Here is a 12,680-nt window from a genome sequence, read left to right as displayed (position 1 = left end):
AGTCGCGCCCCGTTCGCCGAGACCTGGTGGGGCAGGGCGTGGGTGACCTCGCTGGAGGAGTCCTCGCTGGACTCCGGCCGCCTCCAACGGGGACGCACGTACGCGCGACGGGGCGCGGTCGGCCCGGTCACCATCTCCGCCGGCTCCGCCACGGCCCGCGTGCGGGGCAGCAGCCCCACCCCCTACCGCAGCGCGGCCCGGGTGCGGCAGCTCACCGACCAGCAGTGGGACCACCTCCTCGACGTGATCGCCGAGCGGGCCGCCCACATCGCGGCCCTCCTCGACGGCGAGATGCCGCCCGGACTCGCCGACGACGCCGAAGCCGCAGGCGTCACGCTGCTGCCCGGCCCCCGGGACCTCGACCCGGAATGCGACTGCCCCGACTGGGGCTACCCGTGCAAGCACGCCGCGGCCCTCTGCTACCAGGTCGCCCGGCTGCTGGACCGGGACCCCTTCGTGCTGCTGCTCCTCCGGGGGCGCGGCGAGCACGAGTTGACCGACGAACTGACCCGCCGCAACACCGCCCGCGCCGCCGCCGAAGCCGCCGCCCTCGCCTCCTCGGCGACCGGGGCCGGTACCTCCCAGGCGACCGGGGCCGCCGCCGCGGTCGTCCCGCCGCCCCGGAACGGCGACCCGGCCGGCCAGGTGTTCTCCGCCCGCTCCGCACTGCCGCCCCTGCCAGCCGCACCGCCGCTGCCCGCACAGGCCGGCCGCGGCCCCGCGCTGGCGGAATCGGCCGTCCCCGAGCCCGGTGTGGACCCGGCCGGGCTCGAACTCCTCGCCGCCGACGCCGCGACCCGCGCCCACCACCTGCTCGCCGCGGCCCTCGACATCCCCCGCCACGCCGCGACCACGCCACCCGCCCCGCTCACCGAGTGGCGTGACGCCGTCCGCCTGGCCGCCACCCATCCCACGGTGGAGGTCTTCGCCCGTATCGCGGCGAACTGCGACCGCACCCCCGACGAACTCGCCGCCGCCACCCGCGCCTGGCGCTACGGCGGAGCCGCCTCCCTCGACGTCCTGGAGAACGCCTGGAACCCGCCGGCCGGCCGCCTGGAACGCGACCGTGAGGCACTCCGAGCCGACTGGTCCGGCACCACCCCACCCCGGCTCCGCACCTGGCGCAACCGCTGGACCGTCGACGGCCACAACGCCCAACTCCGCCTCAGCCGCGAGGGCCTGTGGTACCCGTACACCAGGGACCGCGCCACCTGGTACCCCGCCGGCCCCCGGACGCGGACCCCGCCGTCATCCTGACGGCCCTCCTCCAGCCCTGACCGCACCGCCGCCGACACGGTCGACGCCATAGAGACGGGTCCCAGCGCTCGACCATGACTCCGGCGCTCTTCACCCGATCGCTGCGATCCCACACCGGGACACGGCACCGACAGCCGAGGGCGTCAACGGTGAACAGCGACGGCGGACACAGAGGCGTGGGCTCAGGCACTTGAAGATCGGCGGCCGTGCAGGCTTGGAAGCCGCTCGAAGAGATCGGCTCCGGCGGCGCGGGTCCTTGGAGAATGCGCAGGGGCTTCGCGACCAGCCAGACAACGGTGCGGACGCGCGCTCGGACCAATCCAACCTTCTCCACCTGCGGAGATGTACGACTTGCGGGTCTAACCCCCGGCTCCTCCAAGCTTCGGGACATCCCGGCCGGGACTGTCCCACCACCCTGGGCGCCGCCTGCTGTGTGCCCGTTCCCTTGGAGGACCAATGACCCGCTACGCCTTGCTCTTCGCCCTCACGATCCTTCTCGTCCGACTCATCGGCTTCATCGTCGTCGCCGTCTTCGCGCTGTGCCGCACCGACGCCGTCACCGTTCCCGACGTCGTACGCGAACTCACCCGCATGAGCGGCGTCCTCCTGCGCCGCCGTCGCCGGTAGCACGTTCCCGGGCCCGCCGCCGATCCCACAGGCGGCGGGCCCGGGAACGTGGGCACCACAGAACTCACCCGTGTTCCGCCGCGCTCGTGGATCCGTCCGGCGGATCTTGGGTGACGCCACGGTGGCCCGGCGAGTCACAGCCTCCACTTGATCCGCCCACAGTCGGCCTGTTGACGACTATCGAGCGCTCGCCGTGAAATACGGCTTTCTTTGATGTTCTTGTAGTCTCTCATAGTGGGGAAGATGTCCCGGCCGTTAATCCGACATCGGGCCCGCTCGTCGAAGCAGACTTGATCGCTAGTTTTCATGATAACGCCGAAGTCCTCATGGAGGGAATGGCGACGCCCGATCGGGTATTGCGGTCAATTTTCAGGGCGCGTGCAGTCAACGTCGCATGTCACGGTCTTGGCCATCCCAATCGATTGGAAGCTCGCTTGGGCAGGCGACGCTCACCGCTGGGAGGATCGCCGCCGACGGAGTTTTCTCCAGTGTCGACTTGGTGGTCCTAATGTGACGAGTCGCACGCAGGTCATGCCCGATCCGGGGCTGAGTTCTTCGGGCGTGTACTCCCACTGGATCCCGATGCGTTAGACGTACAGGGTCCCGTACGGCACGTGCCGGCCTGGCATCGACTTGGAACCCGGATACCGGGATCTGCGCTCATGCCGCGGCAACAACCGCTCCAGGAGCGCGTTCTGGGTCAGCTCGGGCTCGGCAGCACTACGAGCTGTACAGGGGCGATGGTGAACTCAGCTCCCGCCAAACGCACGCACGAGGCCATCGAGATCTAGCTCATCAGCAGTCCAAAATGTCTCAGGGGGGATCGGCCCGGAGAGGTGGGACCAGTCCCCCAGGCGTGAAACCACCCCCTGTCTCAACTCGTGGCAAAAAGTAGCATTTGCCCGATTTCGCTGCACGCACCTGAAGGCACAAGACCCGCGAGAACTCGACTGTCGCTGACCCTGTCGGAGCGTCCCCATCAACTGCCACCACCGGCTCTACGCTTACATTATTTTTTTCAGGTGGGGACACGATTCCCTGTGCGGATCGGGTCAGCCACGCAGGTACGCGTGGATTGCCGAGGCAATCGCCTTCCCCAGGGGGATGGGGACGGCGTTGCCGATTTGGCGGGCGATGTCGGTCTTCGAGCCGCACCAGCGGAAATCGAGAGGGAAGCCCTGGATGCGGGCTGCCTCGAAGTGGGTGATCGGGCGGGGCTCCGTGGGATGGAGGTAGCGGCCCTTCTCCGGCTTGAAGAACTCGGTTCGGATGGTGACGGAGGGCTCGCCGAGGCGGAGTCGGCCCATGACATCGCCCGTGCCGGTTGTGTGATTGTCCCAGCTCGCGGTGGACAGATACCTCACCGTGGTGGTCACGCCGGCAGGCTTCTCGACATCGAAGATCCTGATGTCACCGCGTTCGGTGACCGTGAACCACTTCCGGCGGAGGTCCTTGCGGTTCCCACCCCTGGGAATCACCTGGTAGCGGGCCTGGGAGATCGGTTCCGGGTTGCGTCCGATATGGAGTTGCTCAGTGGTGAACGCGCCGGGGAGCACGGCATTCACCGCGGCGACGTGCTCCTTGTCGTCGGGAAGCTCCGTTCCCCGGATCGTGAGTCGAGAGGACTCCTCGAAGACACTGTCCACGGCCTGCCAATACGCAGGTTCCGCGGGAACCCCGTCCAGCGGCTGGGCCGGGATGACCGAGGTCTGCTTGGACGGAGGGCGTCTGGCATGAGTTGCTACCGGATACGCCATCGCGCGGCCGGTGTCGACATCACGGCGTATTCCGATGACGATGGCCCGCCGACGGGCCTGCACGGCTCCGTAGTTCGCCGAGTTCAGGAGGTAGCGCTTGACCTTGGTCTCGTGCGTGTCCGTCGGCTGATGGCCAGGAGGATCGACGAGCCGGTACTCGGCCAGAAGGCCGCCCTCTTCGACTTCGTTGAGAAGGTTCCGGAACTCGTCCGACTTGAGGAAACGATCGACGTTCTCGATCACGAAGACCTTGGGACGGACGCCGGCGACGATGCGGACGTACTCCTCCCACAGGCGATTGCGCTCAGTGCCTTTCTTGTTACGGTTCAGAGCGGAAAACCCCTGGCAGGGCGGCCCACCGACCACGACGTCGGCGTGGAGGGCTTCGGGAGTCGGCTCCCACTCCTCGATGTCGCCGAAGTGGACACGGGCGGCTGGAAAGTCCTTGTCGAGGCGGCCACTTCCGAAGTTCATCGCGTATGTGGCTGCGGCCGCCAGGTTGTGCTCGACGGCGGCGACGCTCTGGAAGACGGGGCCGGCTTCGTCGGCGCCTGCCAGCCGGAACTCGTGGAACCCTTGCGTGAAGCCGCCGCAGCCGCTGAAAAGATCGACCACTGTGATGGGATCGGAGGCGAGGGGGCCTGGCGCGCGCATGGGGCGATCTTATCCGGCGAGAGCTGATGCGAGGGCCTGGCCGACAGCAGTCGCCAGAGGTGGGGGCATTGCGTGTCCGATCTGACGATACCGGGACGTTTTGCCACCGAAGAACCTCCAGTCCTCGGGGATCATCTGGATCATCGCAGCCTGCTCGACGGTCAGTCTGGGAACCCCGTCCACGGGGAAAAGCGCATCCGGTGGTGTGTCGCCGAGGCTTATCCCGTTCACGCCGAGGGCCGCCCATGCTCTCTTGCTGCCGGTGGGACCGAGGTCAGCCCCCCCACGCCGGTCCGACCCCCCGACGAGGGGAGGCGCCACATGGTCGGCGTTCTTGATCCAATGTTCCGCGCCGGGCCAGCCCTGTGAGGACATCGAGGGGCCGAGGACTTCGCCGACAGTCGGAGCCGGCAGGCCAGCCGGCTGGGGCCAGGAGAATCTGCGCGACCAGGGGTCCCGCAGGGCCACCATGAAGCCGCTCTTCCGGTTCTGCGGCACCCCGAAATCGACTGCGTTGAGGACTCTCCACTGAACCTGATATCCGACTTCCCCGAGTCGCGCTTCGATGATCGCGCGATCCGCGGCGAACTGGGGGCTTTCAACGAGATCCGGAAGGTTCTCGAGCAGCAGAGCGCGCGGCTGCATGCTGCAGGCCAGCTCGACAGCCGCCATGAGCACTCTGCGCTCCTCCGTGTCTTCGGTCCGCCCGGCCGCGGCCACGGAAGCCACACGAGGCAGACCACCGCTGAGCAGATCCACTCCGAGCGCTTCGGGGCGCATGTCGGGTCGGAACTGCATCACGTCCATGCAGACCACCTCCCAGTCCGGCCGGTTGAGGTCGATGCTGAAGCACGCGTCGGCCTTGCTGTCGATCAACAGGACGGGATCGAAGCCGGCCCGTTCCAGGCCGAGCGCCTGCGCCCCACCACCCGCGCAGATTTCGACCGACCGGAACCGCCGAGTGCCCAGAGGCTCAGCATTCCGCCTCGGCTGAACCGCGTCCTCGACAGGCCATGCCGTCGAGAGTGTGCCGGCGGCGGGTGTGTTGCCGATCGACGTGTCCTGGCGGGGTTCCGAGCCGGCCTCGCCGGTGGGGGACTGGGCACGGCGCTGGGCGTCCAGCGATTCCTGGGCGACCGCCCTCATTTCCTCGTCGAGTTGCTGCTCCTCCACTCCGTCGAAGAGTACGAAGGGCGCCAGGCGCAGCAGTCGCTTGAGGAAGTCCTGGAGTGCCTCACGTTCTCTGAGGCCGGTGAGATCGAGTTCGTTCCACACGCGCAGGATCGCGCGTACGACGTGGGGGCTGCCGCCGAGTGCGGCGCGGCGTGCGTAGATCTGGTCGAAGGCGGCCTCGCCCAGAATGTTGAGGGCACTGTAGGGGTCGGTGCTGTCGGGGGACCGGACGAGTTGTGCGCGCCACCACAGTCGTCCGAAGACGTGTCGGGTGAGGTCCGTGGCCAGGACACGGTCTTTGGGTGGGTTCGGGTAGCGCCAGTAGGCGACGTCCGGGAGCAGCACGAGCGCCAGGAATGCCCAGACGTCCCGGGAGGCTGCTTCGGCCGGGACCATGCCCGTCCGGTCGTGCAGCAGGGCAGCAATGCGAAGGTCGAATTCGGCGTTCCGGGCACGGTCGGACTCGAAGGGGAAACCGGCGCTCCTGGCGAGATCTACGACGGCGGCACGCAATTCCATCAGCTGGTCGGTGGAGACCCGATCGCCGCCGGTTGCCACATACACGGCGGAGTCGTGGGCGGTGGCCACCCGACCGGTGAGGTCGATGGGTGAGAGGTATTGATATTCCTCGTAGAGCGGGCGGGCCTGAGCGGCGAGGAGCCGGGGGTACAGAAAGCTCATCGTGGCACCTCGAATATCTTGACCGCGGCCTGGAGGTCGGAGGCGAACAGGGCGGGCGAATGTCTCCGGCGAAGGCGGATGTCGGTGATCGACTGTCCTGGAAGGAGTCGGTCGAACAGGCTCACCAAGGTGGCGCCGAGAGATCCTTCGGGAAAGTCTGCGTCCTCGACGAACTCGTCTATGCCGAGGGCGTGTTCGATCATGCTTCGGGCAGCGTCGGCGTACACGGCGGACAGGACGATCCGGTCGATCGGTCGAGGCTTGCCCGCATTCTGGAATGCCGCCGCAGTGACGGTGTTCCGCTCATTGACCAGGAGGAGCAGCGAGCCCATGGTCGCGCTCTCCAGACTGCCGCTGATCTGAAGATGCCAGGCGGCGTCATCCGGGAAGGACGTGAGGGAGAAGTCGATCACGGCCATGGGGAACTGAGGAGCATCGCCCTGGAGGCGTAGGGAGTCGCGCCGGCTCCACAGGACCGAGCCTGCTCTTCGGGGCGACGACGGGCGGGCGTCGACACGTCGCTCGGCAAGCAACAGCGCGGTGTCGAGCAGGAGGAGCCCACCCAGGTCCGCTGCTCGGAGCGTGAAATCGAGAACGACCTCGGTCGTACCGACACCTGCCAGACGGAGGTGTTGGGCCGGTCCGCTGAGATTGGAGCCGGTGGCCGTCCACATGGCGGCAAGCTGGAGGGCCGCGTCGGGCGGGAGCCCCGATTGTGAGCGTGCTCCGTCGAGATCGACCCGGACGCTCCTGCGCAGGTGCAGGTCCATGTGGTAATCCCAGTCCGGAAGTGCTTCCGGCAGGAGCATTTCCCCGTCCTCGGTCACCAGCGACCAGTACCCGGCGGTGACGACGTCCTCCGACGGAATCCGATAGGGAAGAACCCGCTTGGTCACGGAGCTTGCACCGCCTCGACCTTGACGGCTATCTCGGTCATGGTGTCGGGAGCCGGGCGCACCAGGGCACGCCAGACGGACTCGCCTCCCTCGATCACGTAGGCCTCGGATGCATCTACCATGCCATCGGCGCTCTCCCAACCTATGAGCGTGGGCATGCTGGCCCCCACGGGAGGATCTGTCTCCCGGCCTCCGGTACCGGGAAGGGTGACGGCGAGTTCGATCCGCACCCGCTGACTCCCGGGTACCGGCAGCAGGAACTCCTGGACGAGCACGGCGTCGTCACCCCGGTCGTCGAAGTAGGGCTCACCCACGTACTGCACGCGCGGACGACGTCGTGGGGTGCTCGAACGGTCGTGGTCGGTGTTGCCCTGGTACGGATACGCCTCGCCCGTGTCGGACTCGCCCCGAACCCGGGACGCTCCCCCTGCACCGGGACGAGGTTCGGGCGAGCTTTCCGAGCCGTCCTCCTCACGGGCAGCCCGGCTGCTGCGCGTGATGGTGCTGCCGGGTTTGGAGTACGCCGTGTCCCCGCCGATTCCCCACGCGCCGCCGACCAGGCCGGAGAAGAGTGAGCTAGCTGCTCCCAGCGCGACATTGCTGCTACCGGAACGAGCGACTCCTCCGAGGGAGAGAAGGCCCTCCGAGGCTTCCGTGATGCGTCGGAAGGTCACCTGCACGAACGTACTTTCCGGTCTTTCGAGCGACTGCGGATTCCATGCGTCGTGCGTGGGCGGTTCGGCCTTGGCGTAGACCTCGTCCATGGCTTCGTCGGCCCGGAACACCCCTGCGTAGCCAAGATTCTCACTCGGAGGCTTCGGTCCCGTGAAGTACGTGACGACCAGCTCGGCCGGCCGCATCAGGCAGACGTGATGGACGAGGTCCTCGATGCCCAGCATGCGGGATGCGTGGGTCGGCACCAGCGCAGGCATGATCCGTTTCACCAGACCGAGACGACCCAAGTGGCGTTTGGGGTTTCGGCACGCCACGTCGCTGCCCTCCTGGCCCGCCATCTTCTCGTAGGCGGCGACGAACAAGCTGAGCGGCCGGGTCTCGCGCGGGTCGGGCACCGGATGGGCAATACCGTTGCAGCGCACGGAAAAGCGCATCGCGGGCGGTGCGTCGGCACGGGAGATCATCTTCGGCCAGAGATGCCAGGAAATGGTCTCGGCAAGGTATTCGGCCGCTGCGTGTGGTTCCATCCCGTCGAGAAAGGGGTCGACGACCACGACGGTCGTCCCGGTCTCCTCGGGGCCGAAGGGTCTGAGCCCGAGACGTTGAGCCGCTGCTTCGGCGGCATGACCCACCAAGGGCTCCACCACGCTGCCCGACGTGTCACCCCACCAGTGCCGGCCCGTGTAACGCCGGCCGTCGTCTGCTTCCTTCGCGACGTAGCTCTTCCACAGGCTGCAGCCGATGAGTCGCGTCTCGTGGCCCTGCGCGGTCCGGCAACGAGAGTGCACGAGCACCGTTCCGGACTTGGACAGAAGGTAGAAGATGCCCTTGCCGAAGCCGTATGTACCACCGCCCAAGGGTGTTTCCCGAGGCTCGCCGATGTTGCGGATGAAGGAGACGAAGTCCCGATCGGGACCGACTGCGGTGTCGGCCCTGGTCGGGCCACCGAGTCCCCGCGTGCCGCGGTCGGAGACGGCGAGCAGCTGGATCGTCGCTTGCTTGAGGCAATCGCGGAGGGGGAAATTTCCCGAAGCCGACGGCGCACCGTTGAGCAGCATGTCGCGCCACGCGTTGGTGTGTCCCGCGCCCACTGTCCACATGTCGAGGCTGTAATCGACCGGGCCGGATGCATGAGGGAGCCGGGCGTCCCAACTGTTCTGGGCGGACTCCCGCACCAGGATGGTGAGCAGGTCGAGCTCCGGGCGGCCGAGCTGATTGCGGATGCCCTCGGCCGCACTCGCACCCTCCGGCGGATAAGGCTGGGAGAACCAGCCGGGCGTGATCACATGGGCTCCCGAATCAGCGCGTCGATCATCTGTGACACCTGGTCATGCGACAGGGGCGCCGGGATCTCGCCGGACAGGTCGACGGTGTATTCGACGTCCAGCACCGACACCGGTACGCCTGCTTCCTTGAGTATCCGGTTCGTCAGACCTGGGAACGTCTCGTCCACCCGGTACCACCGCTCTTCGACGATCACGAAGTGCACATCCTGATAGCGGTCCGCGTCGGAGGGGTGGTACCCGGCCGATGCGAGCAGTCCGAGCAGCGCGAATTCGTCGTCGCACAGGCGACGCGCCAGGTCCACCGCATCCGTGAACGCAGCTCCGGGACCGTTCACTCCGGTGCGTTGCAGCCGGAACCAGACGAGCCCGAGTGCGCCGCCCGCAGGTGCTTCGAGTTGGTCGAGGCCGTGGATCCGCGGCCGTCGTCCCTCGCCGGCCATGCTTGCTTTGACCTCGACGGCAGTGGTCCCGGCAGAGAAGTCGTGTCGGTCCCCGCGGGGGCCCCGCCAGAGTCGATGGGCGCTGGGGTCGCTCAGGAGCAGGCGATTGAGCAGCGACAGCTCACCGAAGAGCCCGGCGAGCTGTTCGCTGCCCAGCGGGGCGCTCTGCGTCTGGAAAAGGGCCTTCCATCGATCGAGAACTCCGTAGAGAGCCTTGACCGGGTTCTCGGGGAGTCCCTCGACCGCATCGAGTACGTCGATGCACAGGTTCGTGAACAGGTCATCGAGGTCGGTCCGCAAGCACCCGAGGTCCACGTAGTTCTGGTAGGTGTCCGCGTCTTCCAGGGGCCGCTTGCGCATTTGCAGGACGGGGCCGTCCAGCCCCTGGCGCACCTTGCGGTGAGCATGGATCGGCACCAAAAGATGACGGTGACCGTCGTGATCGACCGCCACGGCAAGTGGACCCTGATCCGCGACAACGGGCAGTCGGGACACCCTGAGACGGCGTTCACCCGATACGGGCTCGGCGTCGAGCGCGGTCCAGTTGTCATCGAGAAGCCGACGGAGAGTGTTCTCGTTCATGCCTCCTCGCTGTCGAGGAGGCTGTAGTCCTCTTCCTCGATCCGTACATTGGCAAGGTTCGCGGAGATGTACTTCTCCACCGTGCTGTCCCTGTTCGCGGGCACGGGGAAGACCAGACCGACACCGATGACGTGCTCCTCGGCGTCCAGCGGGTCACGCAACTTCTTCGAGGGGCTCGGGGTCGAGAGCTTGTCGATGGGGTAGAGGACGAGGAGGCCGGTGTCCGGGAATTCGGACTGCCGCAGTTCCATGATCGCCTTGTCGGTCAGTCTGCCCACATCCCCGGACAGATCCACACCTGCGTCGCGGCGGCTCATCAGGGTCTTGATGTCCGCGAAGCCCGGCGTCGGGCTGGTGACGGCGAGTCGCGCACGGGTGTTCCGACCGACGGTCACGCCGGGTGCGAAAGTGAAGTCCTCCCCCTGGGGGCTGCCCACGATTGCGACGTTCCATCGCTGCAACGAGCCGGCTGCGGAGACGCGCTTGCGGATGTAGCCCTTGATCAGGTCCGCATCGTTCTCGGGTGATTTCTCGTGGAACCGGTAGTCCGACAGGAAGTCGATCACGAGGTCGTGGGGCACCTGGTGGAAGACGTACCGTCCTTCGGCGGGGCGCTCGTCCACCCGGCTCCCGTGCGCGGCGGATGCCTTGATCAAAGTGCGTGCGGCATCGATGTTCCCGCGCAGCCAGTCCGCATCGGTGCGGAAGTAGTGTGTCTGGACCCGCTTGCCACCGTACGACGAGGCTGCCGTGACAGCGTCGCGCATCTTGGCCGCAGCGGTCACGCGTAGGGCGGGATGCGTGCGCAGGCGTACGGCAAAGGTGAGCGGGTCCTCGTCCTCGGTCATATAGACGTCGATGTCGCGGCGCATCTCGGTCTCGACCGTCGCCAGGTGCCGGAACCACTCCGCCAGCTCATCGGTCATCCAGATGCGGGGCAGGTCGGCATAGCCGTTCCGGAAGCCGAACCAACGTCCCATCTGCAGCAGCGTGTCGTACGCGGAGACGGCACGGACGAAGTAGCTGACCGACAGGCCCTCCAGCGTCAGCCCCCGGGACAGAGTGTTGCCGCCTACAGCGATGGCCACGACAGGGCCGTTCTCGTAGTCCAGACGATCCTCACTGCTGGAGTTGTCCATGATGACGCGACAGCTGCGGAGAATTCCCGGCAGCTCGACCAGCAGCTGTTCGAACTCCACCTTGGTCTCACCGAAGTCCGCAGCGGGGACACGAGCGGTCTCCTGGTCCCACAGATCACGCAGTCGGGCGATGAAGCCGGGGTCGTCGACGGTACGGGCAGCCCTTTCGCGCAGGAACTCCAGCGGCCTCTTGAAGCTGTTGTGAACCGCAGTGTTGACGCTGGTGTGGATCAGCATCGTGTTGTGCGGATTTCCGTTCCCGCGAACCCGCCGAGCGGCCGTGACCAGCCAGAAGTACTCGACGGCAGACCGGAGCGTGTCGATCATGACGGGCTCGAAGCCGTCGACATCCGCCTTCGTCTCGGGACGTACACACGAAACGTCGTCCTCGGGGATCGACCGGATCATGTCGTGGCCGTCATCGACCTGCTCTGGGTCCTCACCGTCCAGCGCGTAGCGTCCGAACAGCACCTCGGTACCGAAGTGGCCGGCTGGCTTGGGCAGATTGACGACGAAGTCCTTGGGGTACAGGTCCTCGGCGCTCGGGTCGATCAACAGATTGGCGAAGGGGGAGGCCGTGTACCCGACGTAGGCGCTTTTCGGCAGGCTGCTCATGATCCTGAGGATCAGGGGGTTGATCGACTTCGTCGCCACGGTGGCCTGGTCGGCCTCGTCGTCGATGATCAGCGCGGGGCAGTCCCCGAGGTAGTCGGACGCCTTCTCCAGCCACTGGGCGAGCTTGCGCAGGACCGTGGCGTTCTTCTTCACCACGCACAGCACGTGCGTCCGATTGCTCTTGCCGAAGTAGGAAGCCGGATTTTCCGTCGGGGTGAAGTCCTTGTCCAGACCCGTCAACTGCGACCACATCGCGGGATTCGGCTCCACAAGCTGCTGCACCAGACGGGCCTGGGTCTGGCGCCGCAGCCCGTTGTGGATGCCTGCCAGGACGATGAAGAGCTTGTAGCCACGATCGGCGGCCTTGGCCATGACGGACGTGAAGTTGGTCGTCTTCCCGGACTGGACGTAGCCGACCACCAGCCCACGCGTGGCGAATGACCTCTCCTTGGGGTGGTTCAACAGCGATACGACACGGGTCGAGGAATTGTCCAGGTCGTCGATCGCGGGAGTCTGTGGCCAACCGTCCTTGATGAGTTCCGTGACGATCGCCGGCCAGCACTTGTCCTTGGTCTGCGGTCCGGTGTACCAGGTGTCCCGGTTGCCGAGTATTACGGCGTGCGGCTCCTCGAGCTCCTTGATCCGGACGGTCTCCTTCTCGTGCCGCTCACGGATGCGCTCGATGGTGTCCTGCGGGATGCCCAGACGTTCGAGGCGCTTGACCGCCTCCGGCGGGGCGAACAGATCCAAGAATGCCTTGAACGTGTCGTAGTTGTCGTCGAACTCGTCCACCATGGGATGCGGCTTCCCCCACTCTCGTGCGCCGGCTCCCGCTCGGATCCGGCCCCCTGCGCCCGCTCCTGGGCGCTGTGCCGGTCGGCCCCCTCAGCTCCACGGA

General features: G+C 66.8%; 8 protein-coding genes. 2 read left to right on the top strand and 6 right to left on the bottom strand.

Going from position 1 to position 12,680, the window contains the following annotated elements; translation table 11 throughout:
- Nucleotides 1-42: 42 nt before the first annotated feature.
- Entirely contained in the window at nucleotides 43-1,257 is a 1,215-nt protein-coding gene (locus BS72_RS15200) for an SWIM zinc finger family protein (protein WP_078901383.1), read from the top strand.
- Between the two features lie 456 nt (nucleotides 1,258-1,713).
- Entirely contained in the window at nucleotides 1,714-1,884 is a 171-nt protein-coding gene (locus BS72_RS36525; RefSeq protein WP_157856240.1) for a hypothetical protein, read from the top strand.
- Between the two features lie 1,052 nt (nucleotides 1,885-2,936).
- On the opposite strand, the gene BS72_RS15190 is transcribed toward BS72_RS36525, so the two are convergent.
- The 6 genes from BS72_RS15190 to BS72_RS15165 are packed head-to-tail and all read right to left on the bottom strand — an operon-like array spanning nucleotide 2,937 to nucleotide 12,577.
- Nucleotides 2,937-4,295, bottom strand: a complete 1,359-nt coding sequence (locus tag BS72_RS15190; RefSeq protein WP_037911092.1) for a DNA cytosine methyltransferase — start codon at nucleotides 4,293-4,295, stop codon at nucleotides 2,937-2,939.
- A gap of 9 nt (nucleotides 4,296-4,304) precedes the next feature.
- A complete protein-coding gene (locus tag BS72_RS39545; protein WP_322942259.1) occupies nucleotides 4,305-6,149 on the bottom strand; it encodes a DNA cytosine methyltransferase in 1,845 nt (614 codons plus the stop codon).
- Nucleotides 6,146-7,045, bottom strand: coding sequence for a hypothetical protein (locus BS72_RS37260; RefSeq protein ID WP_198545898.1), 900 nt, complete (start codon nucleotides 7,043-7,045; stop codon nucleotides 6,146-6,148). Before BS72_RS37260 ends, BS72_RS39545 begins: the two co-directional genes overlap by 4 nt.
- Nucleotides 7,042-9,006, bottom strand: a complete 1,965-nt coding sequence (locus tag BS72_RS15175; RefSeq protein WP_037911089.1) for a hypothetical protein — start codon at nucleotides 9,004-9,006, stop codon at nucleotides 7,042-7,044. The genes BS72_RS37260 and BS72_RS15175 overlap by 4 nt, the downstream gene beginning before the upstream one ends.
- Nucleotides 9,003-10,028, bottom strand: a complete 1,026-nt coding sequence (locus BS72_RS15170; protein ID WP_037911087.1) for a PD-(D/E)XK motif protein — start codon at nucleotides 10,026-10,028, stop codon at nucleotides 9,003-9,005. The genes BS72_RS15175 and BS72_RS15170 overlap by 4 nt, the downstream gene beginning before the upstream one ends.
- On the bottom strand, nucleotides 10,025-12,577 hold the full coding sequence (locus BS72_RS15165; RefSeq protein ID WP_037911085.1) for a Z1 domain-containing protein: 2,553 nt from the start codon (nucleotides 12,575-12,577) through the stop codon (nucleotides 10,025-10,027). The genes BS72_RS15170 and BS72_RS15165 overlap by 4 nt, the downstream gene beginning before the upstream one ends.
- Between the last annotated feature and the right edge of the window lie 103 nt (nucleotides 12,578-12,680).

The sequence above is a fragment of the Actinacidiphila yeochonensis CN732 genome, from assembly GCF_000745345.1.
Classification (GTDB): Bacteria; Actinomycetota; Actinomycetes; order Streptomycetales; family Streptomycetaceae; genus Actinacidiphila; species Actinacidiphila yeochonensis.
Note: the sequence above shows the minus strand (reverse complement) of the source record. Positions and strands in the feature narration are given on the sequence as shown.

What these genes read in the sequence shown, in the direction of transcription:
- BS72_RS15170 (WP_037911087.1), bottom strand. Translation starts at nt 10,028, where the DNA reads ATGAACGAGAACACTCTCCGTCGGCTTCTCGATGACAACTGGACCGCG.
- BS72_RS39545 (WP_322942259.1), bottom strand. Translation starts at nt 6,149, where the DNA reads ATGAGCTTTCTGTACCCCCGGCTCCTCGCCGCTCAGGCCCGCCCGCTC.
- BS72_RS15165 (WP_037911085.1), bottom strand. Translation starts at nt 12,577, where the DNA reads ATGGTGGACGAGTTCGACGACAACTACGACACGTTCAAGGCATTCTTG.
- BS72_RS15190 (WP_037911092.1), bottom strand. Translation starts at nt 4,295, where the DNA reads ATGCGCGCGCCAGGCCCCCTCGCCTCCGATCCCATCACAGTGGTCGAT.
- BS72_RS36525 (WP_157856240.1), top strand. Translation starts at nt 1,714, where the DNA reads ATGACCCGCTACGCCTTGCTCTTCGCCCTCACGATCCTTCTCGTCCGA.